This is a genomic window from Pseudomonas sp. B20, assembly GCF_020515755.1.
In the GTDB taxonomy this organism is placed as follows: Bacteria; Pseudomonadota; Gammaproteobacteria; order Pseudomonadales; family Pseudomonadaceae; genus Aquipseudomonas; species Aquipseudomonas syringae.
Genome location: NZ_JAHPJG010000004.1, coordinates 282,733 through 303,034, shown reverse-complemented (window position 1 = coordinate 303,034; position 20,302 = coordinate 282,733). Strand labels below are relative to the sequence as shown.

At 60.1% G+C, this 20,302-nt stretch carries 17 protein-coding genes; 9 read left to right on the top strand and 8 right to left on the bottom strand.

Annotation, left to right across the window (positions count from 1 at the left end; translation table 11 throughout):
* Positions 1 to 25: 25 nt before the first annotated feature.
* The 3 genes from uvrC to LIX91_RS06390 all read right to left on the bottom strand — a co-directional run bounded on the left by uvrC (position 26) and on the right by LIX91_RS06390 (position 2,980).
* On the bottom strand, positions 26 to 1,849 hold the full coding sequence (gene uvrC / locus LIX91_RS06400) for an excinuclease ABC subunit UvrC (RefSeq protein ID WP_003400849.1): 1,824 nt from the start codon (positions 1,847 to 1,849) through the stop codon (positions 26 to 28).
* A 2-nt stretch (positions 1,850 to 1,851) separates the two neighbouring features.
* Positions 1,852 to 2,496, bottom strand: coding sequence for a UvrY/SirA/GacA family response regulator transcription factor (uvrY, locus tag LIX91_RS06395; protein WP_002553344.1), 645 nt, complete (start codon positions 2,494 to 2,496; stop codon positions 1,852 to 1,854).
* Positions 2,497 to 2,665: 169 nt separating this feature from the next.
* Complete coding sequence (locus tag LIX91_RS06390; protein WP_003400847.1) at positions 2,666 to 2,980, bottom strand: helix-turn-helix domain-containing protein; 315 nt, start codon at positions 2,978 to 2,980, stop codon at positions 2,666 to 2,668.
* A gap of 129 nt (positions 2,981 to 3,109) precedes the next feature.
* Between LIX91_RS06390 and LIX91_RS06385 the strand changes: the two genes are divergently transcribed.
* The 8 genes from LIX91_RS06385 (at position 3,110) to LIX91_RS06350 (ending at position 11,304) form a co-directional block, all read left to right on the top strand.
* On the top strand, positions 3,110 to 3,343 hold the full coding sequence (locus LIX91_RS06385) for a DNA-binding protein (protein WP_032698596.1): 234 nt from the start codon (positions 3,110 to 3,112) through the stop codon (positions 3,341 to 3,343).
* 253 nt (positions 3,344 to 3,596) lie between these two features.
* Positions 3,597 to 3,737 carry a hypothetical protein gene (locus LIX91_RS06380; RefSeq protein ID WP_226488176.1) on the top strand — a complete coding sequence of 47 codons (141 nt, stop codon included), beginning with the start codon at positions 3,597 to 3,599 and terminating at the stop codon, positions 3,735 to 3,737.
* Positions 3,738 to 4,092: 355 nt separating this feature from the next.
* A complete protein-coding gene (locus LIX91_RS06375) occupies positions 4,093 to 5,175 on the top strand; it encodes a 3-deoxy-7-phosphoheptulonate synthase (RefSeq protein WP_226488175.1) in 1,083 nt (360 codons plus the stop codon).
* An 81-nt stretch (positions 5,176 to 5,256) separates the two neighbouring features.
* Positions 5,257 to 5,538 (top strand): peptidylprolyl isomerase, encoded by a 282-nt coding sequence (locus LIX91_RS06370; RefSeq protein WP_002553340.1) that lies wholly within the window; start codon positions 5,257 to 5,259, stop codon positions 5,536 to 5,538.
* Between the two features lie 234 nt (positions 5,539 to 5,772).
* Positions 5,773 to 7,641, top strand: coding sequence for an extracellular solute-binding protein (locus tag LIX91_RS06365; protein WP_226488174.1), 1,869 nt, complete (start codon positions 5,773 to 5,775; stop codon positions 7,639 to 7,641).
* The gene (locus tag LIX91_RS06360; RefSeq protein WP_100071742.1) at positions 7,642 to 8,703 is read left to right on the top strand and encodes a microcin C ABC transporter permease YejB; all 1,062 of its coding nucleotides are present in this window, start codon (positions 7,642 to 7,644) and stop codon (positions 8,701 to 8,703) included.
* A complete protein-coding gene (locus LIX91_RS06355; protein WP_103688606.1) occupies positions 8,703 to 9,725 on the top strand; it encodes an ABC transporter permease in 1,023 nt (340 codons plus the stop codon). Before LIX91_RS06360 ends, LIX91_RS06355 begins: the two co-directional genes overlap by 1 nt.
* Before the next feature lies 1 nt (position 9,726).
* Positions 9,727 to 11,304 (top strand): ABC transporter ATP-binding protein, encoded by a 1,578-nt coding sequence (locus LIX91_RS06350; protein WP_103688607.1) that lies wholly within the window; start codon positions 9,727 to 9,729, stop codon positions 11,302 to 11,304.
* Positions 11,305 to 11,354: 50 nt separating this feature from the next.
* On the opposite strand, the gene LIX91_RS06345 is transcribed toward LIX91_RS06350, so the two are convergent.
* Positions 11,355 to 12,524 (bottom strand): PilT/PilU family type 4a pilus ATPase, encoded by a 1,170-nt coding sequence (locus LIX91_RS06345; RefSeq protein WP_103697104.1) that lies wholly within the window; start codon positions 12,522 to 12,524, stop codon positions 11,355 to 11,357.
* 123 nt (positions 12,525 to 12,647) lie between these two features.
* Between LIX91_RS06345 and LIX91_RS06340 the strand changes: the two genes are divergently transcribed.
* Positions 12,648 to 12,923 (top strand): peptidylprolyl isomerase, encoded by a 276-nt coding sequence (locus LIX91_RS06340; protein ID WP_002553334.1) that lies wholly within the window; start codon positions 12,648 to 12,650, stop codon positions 12,921 to 12,923.
* Between the two features lie 74 nt (positions 12,924 to 12,997).
* Here the strand turns inward: LIX91_RS06340 and pgm are convergent, their stop codons facing one another.
* The 4 genes from pgm to LIX91_RS06320 form a co-directional block, all read right to left on the bottom strand.
* Positions 12,998 to 14,644 carry a phosphoglucomutase (alpha-D-glucose-1,6-bisphosphate-dependent) gene (gene pgm / locus LIX91_RS06335; protein WP_103697105.1) on the bottom strand — a complete coding sequence of 549 codons (1,647 nt, stop codon included), beginning with the start codon at positions 14,642 to 14,644 and terminating at the stop codon, positions 12,998 to 13,000.
* Positions 14,645 to 14,807: 163 nt separating this feature from the next.
* Positions 14,808 to 17,135, bottom strand: a complete 2,328-nt coding sequence (locus tag LIX91_RS06330; protein WP_003417050.1) for an ATP-dependent DNA helicase — start codon at positions 17,133 to 17,135, stop codon at positions 14,808 to 14,810.
* A 105-nt stretch (positions 17,136 to 17,240) separates the two neighbouring features.
* Positions 17,241 to 18,647, bottom strand: coding sequence for a PLP-dependent aminotransferase family protein (locus LIX91_RS06325; protein ID WP_226488173.1), 1,407 nt, complete (start codon positions 18,645 to 18,647; stop codon positions 17,241 to 17,243).
* Between the two features lie 91 nt (positions 18,648 to 18,738).
* On the bottom strand, positions 18,739 to 20,241 hold the full coding sequence (locus LIX91_RS06320) for a hypothetical protein (protein WP_226488172.1): 1,503 nt from the start codon (positions 20,239 to 20,241) through the stop codon (positions 18,739 to 18,741).
* Between the last annotated feature and the right edge of the window lie 61 nt (positions 20,242 to 20,302).

The following is a 20,302-nucleotide window of genomic DNA, read 5'->3' as shown; positions in this document are numbered from 1 at the left end:
ACTGGCTACGAGGTGAACGAGCATTCTACTCGCTGTGCAGGTTTGCATAAATCGACTCTGCCAGCTTTTTGCTGATTCCGGGTGCTTTTGCTATTTCATCGATGCTGGCACGGGACAATTCCTGCAATCCGCCGAAATGTTTGAGCAGGTCACGACGCCGGGTCGGCCCGACACCCGCCACGCCCTCAAGGGTTGATGTACGCCGGGTCTTGCCGCGGCGGGCACGGTGGCCGGTGATTGCGAAACGGTGTGCCTCGTCGCGAATCTGCTGAATAAGATGCAGGGCCGGAGAGTCGCCGGGCAGCGTGAATTCATGCGCCGAGTCGTTCAGGTACAACGTCTCGAAACCTGCCTTGCGCGTAGTGCCCTTGGCAACACCGAGCAGGATGAGTTCAGGAACCTGTAATTCATTGAGCACGTCGCGCGCCATGGACATCTGCCCCTTGCCGCCGTCCACCAGCAGCACGTCAGGCAACTTGCCCTCCCCGGCCTTGATGCGGCTGTAACGCCGGGTCAACGCCTGGTGCATGGCGGCATAGTCGTCGCCCGCCGTTACGCCTTCGATATTGAAACGCCGGTAATCGGACTTGATCGGGCCTTCGGGGCCGAACACCACGCAGGACGCTACGGTCGCCTCACCGCTGGAGTGACTGATGTCGTAGCATTCCAGACGCATCGGTGGGTCTTCGAGACCCAGCACCTTGGCCAGCGCTTCGAACCGCGACGCAACGTGCTGACGGTTGGCCAGACGCGCGGTCAGTGCCTGCTCGGCATTGGTGACAGCCATTTGCTGCCAGCGCGCCCGGGTGCCGCGCACGCGATGACTGATGACCATCTCGACGCCGCGCAGCTCCTCGACGGCGTCGACGAACGCAGGGAAATCGTCGTTGATGACATTGACGATGACTTCGCCGGGCAGCTCACGGTCGATGCCGCCGAGGAAATACTGAGCCAGGAATGCCGACATTACTTCGCCGACCTCCTCTTCTATGCCCACCTGCGGAAAGAAGTTCTTGCTGCCCAGCACCCGCCCGCCCCGCACGCTGATCAGGTGCACGCAGGCACCGCCAGGATTGACGAATGCGGCGACCACATCGACATCGCCGGTGCCGCCGTCCATGCTTTGCTGATCCTGGACGCGGCGCAACAAGGCGACCTGATCGCGCAACTCGGCTGCGCGTTCGAAATCGAGCGCCATCGCGGCTTTTTCCATGGAGGCGTTCAGTTCGTCGCTCAGCGCATTGCTGCGCCCTTCGAGAAACATCACCGAGTGACGTACGTCCTCGGCATACACCTCAGGCTCGACCAGCCCGACACATGGCCCTTTGCAGCGTTTGATCTGATATTGCAGGCAAGGACGCGTACGGTTCTTGAAGTAGCTGTCCTCGCACTGCCGCACCTGGAAAGTCTTTTGCAGCAGGCTGAGGCTCTCGCGAATCGCGCCTGCACTTGGGTAAGGCCCGAAATATCGACCCTTGGCCTTCTTGGTGCCACGATGAATGCTCAGCCGCGGAAAGGCGTTATCGGACAGAAACACATAGGGGTAGGACTTGTCGTCACGCAGGAGAATGTTGTACGGGGGCCGCCACTCCTTGATGAGGGTCTGCTCCAGCAACAGCGCTTCGGTTTCGTTGCCCGTGATGGTGGTTTCGATCTGGGCGATGCGCGACACCAGCGCTCCGGTCTTGGGCGCGTGCCCGGTCTTGCGGAAGTAGCTGGCAAGACGCTTCTTGAGGTTCTTGGCCTTGCCGACGTAAAGCAGTGTGGCTTCGGCGTCGAACATACGGTAGACGCCAGGGCGACCGCTACAGGTCGCGAGAAATGCACTTGGATCAAATGTCTGGGTCATGTTCAGGCGCTGGCATCAACCATGCCGTGACGTACAGCGAGCAAAGCCAGTTCAACATCACTGCTGATCGAGAGCTTTTCAAAGATACGGTATCGGTAGGTATTAACGGTTTTCGGTGAAAGGCACAGCTTGTCCGAGATGGTCTGGACTTTCTGGCAGCCGACAATCATCAGGGCAATCTGGATCTCGCGCTCGGACAGCAGATCGAACGGCGAATTGTTGACTTGCGGCTGAAACGACTTCAACGCCAGCTGCTGGGCAATCTGCGGGCTGATGTAACGCTGACCGGCAAACACCAGGCGAATGGCCTGGACCATTTCGGCAAGCCCGGCACCCTTGGTCATGTAACCGGCAGCGCCAGCCTGCAGCAAACGGGTCGGGAAAGGATCTTCTTCACAGACGGTAACAGCGACGACCTTGATATCAGGGTGGCTGCGCAGCATCTTGCGCGTCGCTTCCAGCCCACCGATGCCCGGCATCTTGACGTCCATCAATACGACGTCAGGCTTTAGCTCGCGCGCTTTCTTCAGGGATTCCTCGCCGGAATCGGCCTGCCCGACAACCTGCAGACCATCAATGTCGGCCAGCATGCGTGTGATGCCTGTCCGGACAAGATCATGGTCATCGACAACTAGCACCTTAATCAAGCAGACACCTCGCGCAACGGTCATAACGAATGCCAATCACCATAACAAAAACAACGAGTCAGACCTAGCACTGCGAACACCGTCTCACATCAATATGATGGCAAGCGCATGCGGGAGGGCTGCAAAAGTCTTGGCAGGACGGCAGAGCTGTGCGCGTCCCGGTCTTGTATCAGTTGCCCGATGGAAGCTTTGCAGTGCCCGGTGATGGCGCCGAAAGCTCGGCAATAGTGGTTGTCAGGCGCCTGATAGCGTCCTGATCTTCCTTGCCCAGCACCCGGTAATTGCCGAGGATCTTTTCTTCGATGAGACTGAGGTTGTCGATCGGCACTGGCGTTCGCGTCCCCGTTAACACATAGAGTACGTCAACACCTTTGGCCGCAACCGCAGCCAGATAATCGGCCTTCGGCGCGCGATCACCATTTTCGTACTTCCCTTGGGCGTTGGCCTCGACCCCTCCTATCTCACCAAATGTACGCTGAGACATCCTCAGGCGCTCTCTTTCCTTTCTCAACCGGCAACCGATTCCACTCATTTGAACCTATGATCCTGTTGTAGCCATCCTAACGAATGTTAGAATCCCGCGGAATTGAATAGATTTGAACGGTTTTGAACTATGCCCGGAATACGCACCGCCGCACAAGCCAGGGCCTGGCTGGATCAACAGGGCAAATCTGTTCAGGAGTTCGCTCGTGAAAACAGCATTGATCCCGCGACCACTTACCAGGTACTGGCAGGACGCAAGAAAGGAAGGCGTGGTGAAGCGCATAAGGTAGCTGTACTGCTGGGCATGAAGATCGGGACGATCCCCGACACGGAAGCCCTGCATGAACAAGCACGTGAAGAATAGCCGTTATTGGCTGGCGACAACGCATCCCGGACAAAACGCCAAAGCCGTTGCCTGATGATTAAGGTATACAGGGTTGCGGGTAAAATAGCCCGCCCGGATGCCACATGCCATCAACCGTTGAGCGGTTCGCTGTCGCTACAGGGAATCCACCTGCCTGCCTTCGCAGAAATCGATAATCCCGCTGATTGAATTTTCCAATTGTAGGCGCCTGCTTTCCTGAAGTAAGCTTGCCCTCAATCTACGGAGACCCACCATGCTGCAATCCACTTCACCGCTACTCGACGTTGCCAACGGCATTGCTTGCCGCGCGCGCGACATGGCTGTGCAGACGGCTTCGGTGAGCGCATCCGTTGATTCTTATTATGGGTATTGGTTTAGCCACTGGCGCGCCTGATACCCATCCGGCGCCCATGTTAAGGGGACGCCAACCAGAGAATTCTCTACCCCCGGTCGGCTTCCCGACCGGGGGTTTTGTTTTTTCAGGGCCACGTATTTCAACGGTCTGTTCCAGAACAGCCGTAAACAATCAATCTGCATTGCATCGAGGATCACGACATGAACTACGCCACTTATTACCGCAACGACATCGATTTTGCCTGGCGATTTAGCCACCTCCGTTCGGGACAGCCTGCCGCCTCCGTTCGGTCACTGCCAGGTGGCAAGCACATACCTCCGGTTCTAGAAAGCCTTTGTCGAACACCCCAGTAGGGTCTGCGCGGGAGCGTCCCGCCAGCCCAGGAAGCCAGAACATGAATTCGTCCGTTGCCGTAACCCCGTCCGACCTGTCCAGCCACGCCGTCAAGCTGGCAGACAACAGCCCCGCCTCGAAACGCCTGCCAGGTACTCTGGAATTGAAGATGCGTCTGCCCCTCGGCGCAGCGCTCACCGAACAGGTTGTCGCCCATCGCCGCGCCGTACGCGCCATCCTTGAAGGCCAAGACTCGCGACTGCTGGTCATCGTCGGCCCCTGCTCGATCCACGACCCTCGATCCGCCCTTGAATACGCTGAGCGACTGGCCGACCTTGCCGCGCAAGTCAGTGATCAGATGCTGCTGATAATGCGCGCTTACGTCGAAAAACCGCGCACGACCGTGGGCTGGAAAGGCCTGGCTTACGATCCGCGCCTTGACGGCAGTGACGACATGGCCGAGGGCCTGACGCTGTCGCGGCAATTGATGCTGGAGATGCTGGGGCTGGGCCTGCCGATCGCCACCGAGATACTACAACCCATGGCGGCGGGCTACTTCGACGATCTGCTCAGTTGGGTCGCGATTGGCGCTCGCACCACCGAATCGCAGATCCATAGGGAAATGGCCAGCGGCCTGCCCATGGCTGTCGGGTTCAAGAACGGTACTGACGGCGGCGTGACGGTGGCCAGCGACGCGATGCGTTCGGCTGCGCATCCACATCGCCACTTTGGCATGGACCGTCATGGCCACCCGGCGATTATCGAGACACAAGGCAATCCGGATACGCACATTGTGCTGCGCGGCGGTCACGGCGGCCCCAATTACGATCAGCAGAGTGTGGCCAAGGTCCAGGCGAGCCTGAGCAAGAATAATGTCGCGTCGCGAATCATGGTCGATTGCAGCCACGCCAACAGTGGCAAGGACCCGCTGCGTCAGCCAGGCGTGTTCGAGGACGTGCTGGAACAGCGCTTGTCAGGCAACACCTCGCTGATCGGCATGATGATCGAGAGCCACCTGTTCGACGGCTGCCAGGCATTGGGCGGAACGCTGCAGTACGGCGTTTCGGTCACCGATGGCTGCCTTGGCTGGGAAGGCACCGAACGCCTGCTGCGTCGTGCGGTTGACCGCCTGCGTTACAGATAAACAGAGCGAAGGAACTTTGTCGGGAAATACCGCACTGAATCCGGTAGGCTGTTTCTTTTTTTTCACAGGAGATTATTCCCCATGGCTAAAGCCACTGCCCGCCACATCCTTGTTTCGAGCGAAGAAAAATGCAACGAACTCAAGGCGCAGATCGAAGGCGGCGCTGATTTCGCTGAAATCGCCAAGGCCAATTCCAGCTGCCCGTCGAGCCGTCAAGGCGGTGACCTGGGTTCGTTCGGTCCAGGCCAGATGGTCAAGGAATTCGACACTGTCGTATTCAGTGCTCCGGTGAACACCGTTCAGGGTCCGGTAAAGACTCAGTTCGGCTATCACCTGCTGGAAGTGACCAGCCGCCAGGACTGATCCTGTCGCGCCGGGTGCCAGACGGCTCATCTTCGGATGGGCCGTTTTTGTATGTGGTCGTTTCAACGACACAGTGGCCCAGCCTGCGCGCAGTGGCTTGGCGAAGCGCTCATTTGTCTGTAGAAGATAGCGCGATGCAGAGGCATGAGCTCTGTCATGATTTTTGTCACCGCTGTACAGCCAGTCGCCTTTAACCCTGACATTCGCTTGCGAACGTCAGTCAGGATTCGAGTCATGCGTTTTGTTTTTTCATCGTTGCTCGCCTTGACGCTGACCTTCGTTGGCGCTGCCCAATCGCTGTCCGCAGCCCCGCAACACGCTCTGACCGTTTACGGCGAAGCGCCACGCTATCCCGCCGACTTCAAGCACTTCGATTACGTGAACCCGGACGCGCCCAAAGGTGGCAGCATGCGGCGCTCGGCCATCGAAATCGGCCAGTTCGATCATCTGATGCCGTTCACCGACAAGGGCATGGGCGTTTCGCAGATCAATGGCATGCTCTACTCCCCACTGGCCACGCGCTCGATGGATGAGCCCTACACCGTCTACGGGCTTGTCGCCGAGAAAATGGAGCGTGGCGCGGATGGCCTCTCCCTGCGCTTTTACCTGAACCCGAAGGCACGTTTCGCGGACGGTACGCCGATTACCGCCAGCGACGTGAAGTACACCTACGAGCTGCTGATGACGCAGGGCAACCTGCAATACCGGACCCAGTTTGAAGCGGTCAAGGGCGTGGAGGTCGAATCGCCTTCGCAGGTCCGCTTCGACTTCAAGCAGAGCGATAACCGCACCCTGCCCCTCGACCTGGCTTCGTTGCCGGTATTCCCCGAGCACTGGTGGAAAACCCGTGACTTTGCCAGCGGTGCCGGCTTTGAGATTCCGCCGGGCAGCGGGCCCTATCGGATCAGCCATGTGGACCCGGGCCGCACCGTCACCTTCGAGCGCGATCCACACTGGTGGGGCAAGGACCTTCCGGTCAGCAAAGGCCTGTATAACTTCGACAGGTTCAGCATCGAGTACTTCGGCGACATCGATGTCGCACGTACGGTGCTCAAGGGCGGCGCCTACGACTACAACCGCGAGTTTTCGGCCACCGGCTATTCAATTCGCTATGACGGCCCGGCCCTCAGCGACGGACGCCTGCAGAAAGCCCAATTGGCCAGGGGCGCGGTGCAAAGCTCGCAGGGTTTCGTCTTCAACCTGAGCCGCCCCATGTTCCAGGACCGCCGCGTGCGCCAGGCGCTGTCGCTGCTCTGGGACTTTGAATGGACCAACCGGCAGATGATGCGCAACATGTACATCCGCCAGAACAGCTTCTTCTCCAACTCGGAGCTGGCCGCCAGCGAACTGCCCACGCCGGCCGAACTGAAAATCCTCGAGCCACTGCGCGGCAAAGTCCCCGATCAGGTGTTCGACAGCGTGTTCGAAACGCCCAAAACCGATGGCACAGGCTTCATTCGCGATAAGCAGCTGCAAGCGCTGGCCCTGATGAAGGAAGCAGGCTGGACGCCAAAGGGCGATGAGCTGGTGAATGCCCAGGGCGAACCGTTCAGCTTCACCTTTCTCAATGCACAAACAGGTTTCGAGCGGATGCTGCTGCCCTACAAACGCACCCTGGCGCAGATCGGTATCCACTTCGACATTCGCCGCATAGATGCCGCGCAATACCTTAACCGCGTCATGGCCCGCGATTACGACATGATTGTCACCGGCTACCCGGTCTCGACATCGCCCGGTGCCGAGCTGTACAGCAGTTTCGGCTCCAAGGTGGCGATGGACCCTGGCTCGAGTAATTACATGGCGCTGCAAGATCCCGCCGTCGATGCGCTGATTGCCGGCCTGCTCAAGGCCGACAACAAGCAGACCATGACCGACTATGCCCATTGCCTGGACCGGGTACTGCAGTGGAACTACTACTGGATTCCCAACTATTATCCGCCAGGCTCTTCAACCGTCTGGTGGAACCGGTTCGGCATCCCGAAAATTCAGGCCAGCAACAATGAGGCCATCGAAACATGGTGGGAAATCAGCCCGACACCGCTGACCAATGAACAATTCGCTGAAAAACGCGGCGCGTCAGCCACCGTTTCGGAGATGCAGTGAATGCTCGGTTATATTCTGCGGCGCCTGCTGCTGATCATCCCTACCCTGCTGTGCATTCTGCTGGTCAACTTTTTCATCGTGCAGGCCGCTCCGGGTGGACCTGTCGAACAGGCCATCGCTCGCCTGCAAGGGATTGGCGGTGCCACCGTGGGCGCGGGTGCCAGCGAGTCCGCAGGGGGCCACTCCAAGGCGTCGCGGGGGCTGGACCCGGCACTGATCAAGCAGATCGAACGCCAATACGGTTTCGACAAACCGCTGCACGAACGTCTCTGGCTGATGCTGAAAAATTACGCACGACTGGATTTCGGCAGCAGCTTCTTTCGCGGCGCAACGGTGACCGACCTCATTCTGCAGAAAATGCCGGTGTCGATATCGCTGGGGCTCTGGGCGACATTGCTGACCTACCTGGTGTCGATCCCGCTGGGGATTCGCAAAGCGGTCAAACACGGCAGCCAGTTCGATATCTGGAGCAGCACCGCCATCATCATCGGTTACGCCATGCCAGCCTTCCTGTTCGCCATGCTGCTGGTGGTGGTGTTCTGTGGCGGCACGTCGCTGAACTGGTTTCCAGTACGCGGACTTGTTTCGGACAATTTCGAGCAACTGACCACGATCGGCAAGATCGCTGACTATTTCTGGCACCTGGCGCTGCCGGTCTCGGCGCTGGTCATTGGTGGTTTTGCCACGCTGACCCTGCTGACCAAACACTCCTTTCTCAACGAAATCACCCGCCAGTACGTGACCACGGCCCGCGCCAAGGGCATGAGCGAACGGCGTGTGCTGTATGGCCATGTGTTTCGCAATGCCATGTTGCTGGTGGTGTCGGGCATTCCGCAGGCGTTCATCAGCGTGTTCTTTGCCGGTTCGCTGCTGATCGAGGTGATCTTCTCGCTGGATGGCCTGGGCCGCATGAGCTATGAAGCCGCTGTGTCGCGGGACTATCCGGTGGTGTTCGGCTCGCTGTTCATCTTCACCGTGTTCGGCCTGCTGATAAAACTGATCGGCGATATCTGCTACACACTGGTCGACCCCAGAATCGACTTCAGCGCGAGGAATGCATGATGCGCAGCCTTTCGCCGCTGGCCCGTCGTCGCCTGGAGCGCTTTCGCAGCAATCGCCGCGGCTGGTGGTCGCTGTGGCTGTTCTGCGGACTGTTTGCCCTGACCCTGGGTGGCGAACTGATCGCCAATGACAAGCCGCTGCTGGTCAGCTATCAGCACTCACTCTATTTCCCGGTGTTCAAGCGTTATACCGAGCAGCAATTCGGCGGCGAGCTGCCCTTCCAGCCCGATTACCGCAGCGACTACGTACGCACACTGATCAGCAAAGGGGACGGCTGGATGCTGTTCCCGCCCATCCCGTTCAGTGACGACACGCCCAACTATGACCTGAAAACCCCGGCACCCAGCCCGCCCTCTGCAGAAAACTGGCTCGGCACCGACGATCAGGCTCGCGACGTCATGGCGCGGGTGATCTTCGGCGCCCGGGTGTCGATCCTGTTTGCGCTGGCACTGACCTTTATCAGCGCGTTGATCGGCATCAGCGCCGGGGCGTTGCAGGGCTATTACGGCGGCTGGGTCGACCTGTTCGGTCAGCGTCTGCTGGAGGTCTGGTCGGGCCTGCCGGTGCTGTACCTGCTGATCATCCTGTCAGGCTTCGTCGAACCCGATTTCTGGTGGCTGCTGGGCATCATGGCGCTGTTCTCCTGGCTGACCCTGGTCGATGTGGTACGCGCCGAGTTTCTGCGCGGCCGCAACCTCGAGTACGTCAAGGCCGCTCGCGCGCTCGGTCTGGGGGATCGCAAGGTGATCCTGCGCCACATCCTGCCCAACGCGATGAATGCGACATTGAGCTATCTGCCGTTCATTCTTACCGGCGCCATCTCGACCCTCACCGCGCTGGATTTTCTGGGCTTCGGCATGCCTGCCGGCAGCGCGTCGCTGGGCGAACTGATCGCCCAGGGCAAGCAGAACCTGCAGGCGCCCTGGCTGGGGCTGACGGCGTTCTTTGCCCTCGCGTTGATCCTGACGCTGCTGGTGTTCATAGGCGAGGCGCTGCGTGATGCCTTCGACCCGAGGTCCTGACATGTCGGAAAACCTGATCGAAATCCGCGACCTGAGCGTCGCCTTCAACGGGCAGAAAGTGGTCAGCAACCTGAGCCTGGACGTGCGCCGCGGCGAGTGTCTGGCGCTGGTCGGCGAATCCGGTTCCGGCAAGTCCGTCACCGCCCATTCAATCCTCCAATTGCTGCCACGCAGCGGCACCCTGACCACAGGCAGCATCACCTACCGGGGTCAACAGCTGGTGGGGGCCGACGACCGCACCCTTCGCGAGCTGCGTGGTAACCGGATTGCGATGATTTTCCAGGAACCGATGACCTCGCTGAACCCGCTGCACAGCGTAGCCAGGCAAATCGGCGAGACATTGTTGCTGCATCGCGGCGTCAGTGGGCGTGAAGCGCAGAAACGCATTGTCGAGCTGCTGGAGCTGGTAGGCATTCAACAGCCGGAGAAACGCCTGAAAGCCTATCCGCACGAGCTGTCCGGGGGCCAGCGCCAGCGGGTGATGATTGCCATGGCACTGGCCTGCGAACCGGAACTGCTGATTGCCGACGAGCCGACCACTGCGCTGGACGTCACGGTGCAACGCAAGATCCTCCTGCTGCTCAAGGAGCTGCAGCAGCGCCTGAACATGTCGCTGTTGTTGATCAGCCATGACTTGAACCTGGTGCACAGCGTCGCGCAGCGCGTCTGCGTGATGCGCGCCGGCGAAATCGTCGAGCAGTCCGATTGCAAGTCGCTGTTCAAATCACCTCAGCATCCTTACAGCCGCCTGCTGCTGGACGCCGAACCTGCCGGCGAGCCGCTACCACGCGACACCCGGGAAACGGTGCTGCAAGTCGACAACCTGAAGGTCTGGTTTTCCCTGACCGGCGGCATCCTGCGGCGGCACAAGGAATACCTCAAGGCGGTGGATGACATCAGCCTGAGCATCGAGCGCGGCAAGACCCTCGGCATCGTCGGTGAGTCGGGTTCCGGCAAGTCGACACTGGGCCAGGCGATCCTGCGTCTGCTGGAGTCACGCGGCAGCATCCGCTTTCGCGGACAGGCGCTGGACGGCCTGAGTCAGAAACAGATGCGCCCGTGGCGTAAAGAGATGCAAGTGGTCTTCCAGGACCCTTACGGCAGCCTCAGCCCGCGCATGTCAGTGGCGCAGATCATCAGTGAAGGACTGGAGGTGCACAGCCAGTACAACCCGGCGAAATGCGATGCAGAGGTCATTCGGGCGCTGGAAGAAGTCGGTATCGACCCGCAGAGCAGGCACCGCTACCCCCATGAATTTTCCGGCGGTCAGCGTCAGCGCATCGCCATTGCCCGGGCGCTGGTGCTGAAACCCGCACTGATTCTGCTCGATGAGCCGACATCAGCGCTGGACCGCACCGTGCAGAAACAGGTCGTGGCACTGTTGCGCGAACTTCAGGAAAAGCATGGCCTGACGTATCTGTTCATCAGCCATGACCTGGCAGTGGTCAAAGCCCTCGCCCACGACGTGATCGTGGTCAAGGATGGCAAAGTCGTCGAGCGTGGCGCCAGCCATGATGTCTTCGAGGCGCCGCAACATCCCTACACGCAGGAATTGCTGGCGGCCGCGCATCCTGAATGATCTGACCCACAACAAAGCTTGTGCCCGGAGGGCGTAGGCGCGTCTCCGATTTACGCCTGCGGACCCGGCTCGTCATCATCGACCAGCCCCCACTCGGCGGTGCTTGCCGTGCTGCTGCCGGTCGGGGCCGGCGGCGGTGTGGTCAGGGTCCCGGCGCCGCCTTCACTGTGCAGTTTGAGGCGCAGGCGCACGTTGTTTTGCGAGTCAGCGTTCTTGAGGGCCTCTTCTTCGCTGATCGCACCTTCGACGGCCAGATTGAATAGAGCCGTGTCGAACGTCTGCATACCGAGGCTGCCGGACTTCTCCATGATGCCCTTGAGTTCGGTCAGTTCATTGCGCTGAATCAGGTCGCGAATGGTCGGCGTGCCCATCATCACTTCCACTGCAGCACGACGCTTGCCATCCGGGGTTCTGACCAGTCGCTGAGAGACGAATGCCTTGAGGTTGTTGCCCAGGTCATGCAGCAACTGCGCGCGACGCTCTTCCGGGAAGAAATTGATGATCCGGTCCAGCGCCTGGTTGGCGTTGTTGGCGTGCAGTGTCGAGATCGCCAGGTGGCCGGTGTCGGCAAACGCCAGCGCGTGCTCCATGGTCTCGCGATCGCGAATCTCGCCGATCAGAATCACATCCGGCGCCTGGCGCAGGGTGTTCTTCAGTGCCGCATGGAAGCTGCGGGTATCCACCCCGACTTCGCGCTGGTTGACGATCGATTTCTTGTGGCGATGGATGAACTCGACGGGGTCTTCAATGGTGATGATATGGCCGCTGGCATTGCGGTTACGGTAGTCGATCAGCGCCGCCAGCGAGGTCGATTTGCCCGAACCGGTGGCCCCTACAAACAACACCAGACCGCGCTTCTCCATGATCACGTCGAGCAGCACGGGCGGCAGGAACAGGTCTTCGAAACGCGGGATGTCCAGCTTGATATTCCGCGCGACGATGGACACCTCGTTGCGCTGCATGAAGATATTGATCCGGAACCGGCCGATACCCGCCATCGAAACGGCGAGGTTCATCTCCAGTTCGCGCTGAAACTCGAGCTTCTGCTCATCGTCCATCAGCCCCTGGGCAATGACTGCGACCTCCCCCGGCTTGAAGGTTTCGCTGCCCAATGGCTTGAGCACACCATTGAACTTGGCGCACGGTGGCGCTCCGGTGGAGAGGTACAGGTCCGATCCGTCCTGACTGGCCAGAATCTTCAACAGCGCCGGGAAATCCATAATCAATACCGTACAAAATGAAGTAAAAAGACCAAGGCCGTCAGGACGGCACGCGTGACGCGCGGGCGTCGCTCAGCAAGAGCAGGCATAATGGCAGCCTTTTGCAGCAGGTGATATTGCGACATGAAAGCCCAAGCCCGCCATATTCTGGTGAAGACCGCCGAAGAGGCCGAACAGCTCAAGCTGCGCATTGCCAAGGGTGAGGCGTTTGACGTGCTGGCTAAAAAGCATTCTAGCTGCCCGTCCGGCAAACGTGGCGGCGATCTGGGCGAAGTCAGGCCTGGGCAAATGGTCGGCGCCATCGATCAGGTGATCTTCAAAAAGCCGCTACGCGTCGTGCATGGGCCGATCAAGAGCAAATTCGGCTATCACCTGGTGCAGGTGTTCTATCGCGACTGAAGCACCGTTCAAAAGCTGAAAAACCCCGAACCGAGCGCGGTTCGAGGTTTTTCGGGCATTGATCAGCGTGGCAATCAGTTCGGCGAAATGGCGCCGTCTACCAGCACTTGAGCTTCTGCCACCAAGCGCTTGAGGTGATCTTCGCTGACAAAACTCTCGGCGTATATCTTGTAGATGTCCTCGGTGCCTGAAGGGCGCGCGGCAAACCAGCCATTCTCGGTCATGACCTTCACACCACCGAACGCCTGATCGTTGCCCGGCGCGTTGCTCAGCACTTGCTGAATAGGCTCGCCCGCCAGTTCAGTGGAAGTGACCTGCTCCGGCGACAGCTTGCTCAGCAGTGCCTTCTGTTGCGGGTTGGCCTTGGCATCGACGCGGGTCGAGAACGGCTCGCCCAGCTCTTCGGTCATGGTCTTGTAGATCTGGCTTGGATCGCGACCGGTGCGCGCGGTCATTTCCGCAGCCAGCAAGGCCGGAATCAGACCGTCCTTGTCGGTGGTCCAGACCGTACCGTCGCGGCGTAGGAACGAGGCGCCGGCACTTTCTTCACCGCCAAAACCCAGCGAGCCTTCAAACAGGCCTTGTGCGAAATACTTGAAGCCGACCGGCACTTCGTACAGGCGACGGCCCAGGCGCTTGGCCACCCGATCAATCATGCCGCTGCTGACCACGGTCTTGCCGACCGCTGCATCGGCACGCCACTCAGGACGGTTCTGAAACAGGTAGTCGATGGACACGGCGAGGTAGCTGTTGGGCGTCATCAGTCCGCCAGTCGGGGTCACAATGCCATGACGGTCGTGATCCGGATCACAGGCAAATGCAACCTGATAACGATCCTTGAGGCCGATCAGGCTTTGCATGGCGTGGCTGGAGGACGGGTCCATGCGAATCTGGCCATCCCAGTCGACGGTCATGAAGCGGAACGTAGGGTCGACAAATTTATTGACCACATCCAGATTCAGGCCGTAATGCTCGCCAATCGCCGACCAGTAGCTCACCCCGGCACCGCCAAGCGGGTCGACACCAAGATGCAGGCCCGAGTTGCGGATGGCGTCCATGTCGATCACGTTTTTCAGGTCGGCCACATAGGTGTTGAGGTAATCATGGCGGTGAGTGGTATCGGCACGCAGCGCTTTTTCATGGCTGATGCGTAAAACGCCAGTGACTTTCTCGGCCAGCAGTTCGTTGGCCTTGTTCTCGATCCACTTGGTGACATCACTGTCGGCCGGGCCGCCATTGGGCGGGTTGTACTTGAAGCCACCGCTTTGCGGCGGGTTGTGCGACGGCGTAATGACGATGCCGTCCGCCAGCCCGGAAGTACGACCGCGGTTGTAGCAGATGATCGCGTGGGAAACCGCAGGCGTCGGGGTGTATTCGTCACCTTGCGAAATCATCACCTGCACGCCATTGGCGGCCAGCACTTCAAGCGCAGTGGCCGCGGCCGGGGTCGACAGCGCGTGGGTATCGGCCCCCAGAAACAAGGGGCCGTCGATACCTTTGGCCTTGCGGTACAGGCAGATCGCCTGACTGATAGCCAGCACGTGCCATTCGTTGAAACCCAGGTCAAACGATGTGCCACGGTGCCCGGAAGTGCCGAACGCAACACGTTGAGTGGGCACCGATGCATCGGGCTGGCCGGTGTAGTAAGCCGTGACCAGTCTCGGAATATCGACCAGTAACTGCGCAGGTGCCAGCTTGCCGGCGAAAGGACTGAGACTCATACAACCTCCACGAAGAAATGAAATACGGAGAAAAAATAAAGACTTGCTGCAGTTGACAAGGTAATCGATGCCGCAGTTTACTGGCAGTTCGACAGCGCTGCTTGAGTATTGATCCCCGGCATCTGCGTCTGTTTCAGCTCAATCGCCAAAACGGCAACCGAGCTCAGGTCATTGACGTTTCGGGCCGCCACCACGCTGGAAACAACTGCTTCACCTTATGCTCGGCAAAACGGTCATCGATGAGCATGACCACACCGCTGTCACTTTGGCTGCGAATAACCCGTCCGGCTGCCTGTATCACCTTCTGCACACCAGGGTAAAGGTAGGTGTAGTCGTAACCGGCACCGAACAGCGCGGCCATGCGCTGCTTGAACTGTTCGTTGACCGGATTGAGCTGAGGCAGGCCCAGGGTAGCGATGAACGCACCGATCAGGCGTGCGCCCGGCAAGTCGATGCCTTCACCGAACGCGCCGCCCAGCACGGCAAAACCGATGCCCTGACTGCTCAGGGTGAACCGGTCGAGAAAGGCGTGGCGCTCACTCTCGCCCATCCCCCGCGCCTGCTGCCAAAGGCTGATGTGCGGGTGAGTGCGCGCCATCAGCTCGGCGACCTGCTGCAGGTAATCGAAACTGCTGAAAAACGCCAGGTAATTGCCCGGCCGCGTGTCGAACTGCTCGGCCATCAGTTCGACAATCGGCGCCAGCGAAGCCTGACGATGGGTAAAGCGCGTGGAAATGCGACTGACGATGCGCACGTCGAGCTGATCGTGATGAAACGGCGATTCCACGTCGATCCATGCCGTGTTGGCAGGCAATCCCAGCAGGTCCGCGTAATAGTGGCGCGGGTTGAGCGTTGCGGAAAACAGTACCGTGCTGCGCGCAGCGGTCAGGCGCGGGCGGATGAAACGCGCAGGGACGACGTTGCGCAGGCTGAGGCGCGACAGAATGCGCTTGCCGCCCGCCTCGCGCCGAGTGATGTCGAAAATGAAATGCTCATCGAACAGCTCGGCGATGCGCGCAAAACCGATGGCTTCCAGGTAGAACCCCTGCAACGTGCCATCCACGGCCTGCGGGTGCTCGTTGAAATGATCACCGATGGTCGAAATGCACTGGTTGAGGCTGCCGATGAATTTTTCCGGTGCTGCCGAATAAGCCTGATAGGCGCCGGGCTGTACCTTGTGCAGCGCATTCCATTGGCGATCCAGACGCTGCAAGGCTTTTTTCACCGGTTCCGGCGCTGTCTGGATCAAGGCTTTCAGCTGGCTCTGGTCAAGACTGGCGCTGTACATCTGGCGTGCCCGCTCGACCATGTTGTGGGCTTCATCGACCAGCACCGCAACGCGCCACTGATTGAGCTGACCGAGGCCGAACAGCAGCGCGCTCAGGTCGAAGTAATAGTTGTAGTCCGCGATGACCACGTCAGCCCAGCGCGCCAGCTCCTGGCTCAAGTAATACGGACAGACCTGATGCTGCAAGGCGACATCGCGTACGCCCGCCTGATTCAGCCACGGCGAGGTCAGCGCCGCCGAGCGAGCGGCTGGCAGACGATCATAAAAGCCGCTGGCCAGCGGACAGGAATCACCGTTACAGGCCTTGTCCGGATGCTCGCAGGCCTTGTCGCGCGCCACCAGCTCGAGGACCCGCAGCTTCAGCTCCGGCGCGCTGTGATTGATGACTTCCAGTGCATCCAGCGCCAGTCGACGCCCCGGCGTCTTGGCGGTGAGAAAGAAAATCTTGTCGAGCTTCTGGCCGGGCGCGGCCTTGAGCAACGGGAACAGCGTGCCCACCGTTTTGCCGATACCGGTCGGCGCCTGAGCCATCAGGCAACAGCCGGTACTGACGGCCTTGTACACCGACTCGGCCAGCACCCGCTGCCCGGTACGGAAAGACGCGTGGGGGAATTTCAGGCTGCCCAGTGTCGTGTGCAGCGCCTGCGTATGCGCCAGCTCCTGCTGCGCCCAGCCGAGGAATATGGTGCACTGTCGTTCGAAGAACGCTTGCAGCGTGGCCGCGCTGAACGGCTCGCGAATCAGGGTTTCCTGCTCGCTGACAATGTTGAAATACACCAGCGCCAGCGTCACGCTCTCAAGCTGCAGGCGCTGGCAAAGCAGCCAGCCGTAGACCTTCACCTGCGCCCAGTGCAACTGACGGTGGTTGGCCGGCATCGCGTCGAGTTCACCGCGATAGGTCTTCACTTCTTCCAGTTGATTGCGACTGGCGTCATAGCCGTCCGCCCTGCCCCTTACCGTTAGCTCGCGATAATCGCCACTCAACGACAACTCGGCCTGGTAATCGGCGCCGCGCCGCGTGGCGACCGTGCGATGCCCGGCAATGCCTTCCTGAGCCGTGGGTGACGGCGTAAAGCGCAAGTCGAGGTCGCCGACCTTGGCGGTGAACTCACACAACGCGCGCACGGCCACGACATAACGCGCAGGCAGCTCGCTGGCGAGGACAGGCTCGGGATCAGGGTTTACGGGGGCGTTCGGGGTCACTGCGCTGGGGAGCCGTTGGTTGTGAATACTGGACAGGCGTCCAGTTAACAACCTTGAACCACGTCTGGCAAACACAAATGGATCGACGGCCTGCCATGTCGAGGTCTATGGCAGACGAGCCTGGCTCAATGCCTCTCCCAGCGCACCCAGCAGCCTGGCGGGTTCACGGGTCCAGTCAGTGGCATAACTGATCCACAGATGTTGCGAGTAGCGGTTCTGCACAGTGAACAGTTCACCGGGGCTGACGACAATCGACCGGGCCAGCAACGCAATGAAGACCTGGCGCAGGTCCACGGGGTATGCACTCTCGGCCCATATGCCGCAGCCGCCCTCGGGCAACTGATAACGCAGCGCCCCGCCGGTGTGTTCATCCAATTGCCGGGTCATCGCCTGCATGCGCCCGGCCAGCGTCTCTCGCAACGCCAGCAGTTGCCTGTCCAGACGCCCGCTGCTGCATAACCTGGCGATGGCCCTTTGCCGAAGCGGCGGCAGTTCGAATGCTCGAAGGCAGAAATACTGCTGCCAACGCGCATCCAGGCTCTTGCATAGCAGGTAAGCATAGGGCGCTTCAGGCCCGAGGCTCTTCTCGAATCCGCCGATGATCACCAGCCGCTGCGGGTCGATCCAGTGGCGCAGCGGAACCTGCCCGGCAGCAAACTGCAGCTCGGCGTGACTGTCGTTTTCCAGCACCCAGACCTGATGACGATTGATCACTTCGGCGACTGCCTGGCTGTTGCCCTGCGCACGCACGCTGCCTCGCACCGGGTTCAGTAACGAGGGCAACACCGCGAGCCCGATGTCATGGCCGCGCAGCAGGCCGTCGATCCGGGCCGCATCAAGGCAGCCGGTCTCGTCCAGCGGCAGTTCGATAACCCGGATATCGAATGATTGCAGCAAGCGCAGCAACCCCCAGGCACAGGGCGATTCCACCAGTACCGTGCCGCCGCGCAGGCCCAGTGTGCCGAGCACCGCCTTGAATGCGCCATGAAAGTCAGCGGCGACATAGACATTGTCAGCGTGCCAGCAATGCGCTGCATCGCGGGTGTAACGGGCGGCAATTGCAGTGCGAAGTTCCGGCTCACCGAATGGCTGAAAAACCGGGTCCAGCTGACGCGGGTAATGCCTGCCCAGCTCGCGCTCCATCGCAGGCAGCGGACTGTCCTGGGCGTGCAAAAGCGCCGGCTCATCGCAACCCAGCAACACCATGCCGGGACGCCTGGCGTTGTCATACAGGGCCTGCAAAAGATCGCCGTCTGCGTCAGGCACTACGTGACCCTGCGCACTCAAGCTGCGCGGTACCGAGTAATAACCCGATTTGGGCAGCGAATAGACGCGCCCTTCCTTTTCCAGCAGCGAGTAGGCGCTTTGCACCGTCGATATCGATACGTTCAGTCGCTGCGCCAGCTGTCGCAATGACGGCATTTTCAGCGCGGGCTCGCCCTGCTGCTGGTCAACCAGACGCACCAGGTAGCGGTAGACCGCCTGATAGGCGAAATCCGTGTTGTTTTTCATGCAGGTACCCGCCGCTCAACCAGAACAGGCTTCAAAACATCGCCGCATGACCAACGCCGTTTGCCGGCAGCAGCCATGCCTGGCGACCGGATCAGCGTCCCGAGAGCATCTCGGCCACTGCCTGCCCTGTCGCCGGGTCGACGGTCATGATCCGGCGCTTGTCGGGGTCGGCAGCGCGGATTCTGGCGATGATTGACTGCGGGTCATCGAAGTTCACCCGCTGCTTGCCGTAGAGACTTTGCAATGACTTGAGGCTCAAACCGCTGATATCCACCAGCCACTGCATGACCTGGTCCGGCGCCGTCGAACCCGACAGCGCCTTGTGCAGATCCGGCAGCGCCACCAGCATCCCGGGGTGGCAACTGCGCAGAAACGAATCCAGGCCATGGCCATGATCCACGAACGGCGAAAACAGCATGCACACCAGCTGAGTCTCGTTCAGGCCGAAGCCCTCCTGAGCGAAGCTCGATGCCAGCTCGCGGCGCGCCTCGATGCGTGCCCGACCGGCATAAGCGCTGAGTGTCTGGTCGATCAATCGTGGTGGCATCTGCTTTCTGCGCATCAGTGACGTCGCCAGCTCAAGGTATTCGGCGATCCCGTCGGCATAAGTACGCGCTTGCAAGTACTGCGCCGTCAGGCCGCGCATGTGGGCCATCAACAAAGGGTTGGCGCAATCGGATTCACTGAAGCTGAACGACAGATCATCGAAGCGGAAATCGAGGAATTCGGTCAGCAGGTTCCAGTGTTCGTCCGCCTTGCAACTGACCAGATCGGCAATGGTGATGAACGCCGGCGAACTGCTTTTTTCAGGCAGCACCATGGCTCGGCTTGCCGGCGGGCTGTCATCGCCCTCGCCGTACAGCTCGTGATAGTAAGCCTGGCCAATCGTATCGATGACCTTGAGCACGCTGGCCAGCGTCTGCTTGCCCCAACTGCCCGAGTATTGCCCGGTACGCTGGGCCAGACGCATGATCCAGGTCGCGTACTGACGCTGCTCTCTGCGCGAGTCGCCACTGACCACCGCATCAACCCCACTGCCCCAGCTCAGGGCGCGCCCCAGAAACTCCGCCAGCCCGAGGTAACAGGTATTGCAAAACGTGGTGCGGGCGTCGCCTGCGGACAGGTGGCCACCCAGCAGCATATCCAGACGATTCTGCTCACGCCCCGCGCTGGAAAAAGGCAGGTCCGGCTCGAAGGCCTGGGTGTACTGATTGTCGATCACCAGCATCTCGACACGTGGGTCGTCGTAGAGAAACAACGCTGAATAGGTGCGGTTGATGTTATCCATCACCGCAGGGGTCATGCCCGCGTGACGTCGATTGGCAACGCGCAGGTTGAACGTACCGGGCGAGCGGCAGGCAATACTCAACTGGGCAGCACGCAGAAAAGCCAGTGTGTAGGCACTGTCCTTGCCACCACCGAACGCCACCAGCACCTTGAAGCCGGCAATCCGCTCGATGCCGCCGGCCGCAACAATCAGACGCTGGATCAACAACTGCAGCGCGGTGCGCTCTGCACGCGAGAAGTACCCCAACAAGCGTTGCAGCACTTGCTGGTAGACATAATTCATTGCCTGTTCGTGAATAGAACTCATTGTGTGCCACCTGCCTGTCGCTCAAGACATGACACCGTGCAGACAGAACATTGAACATCAA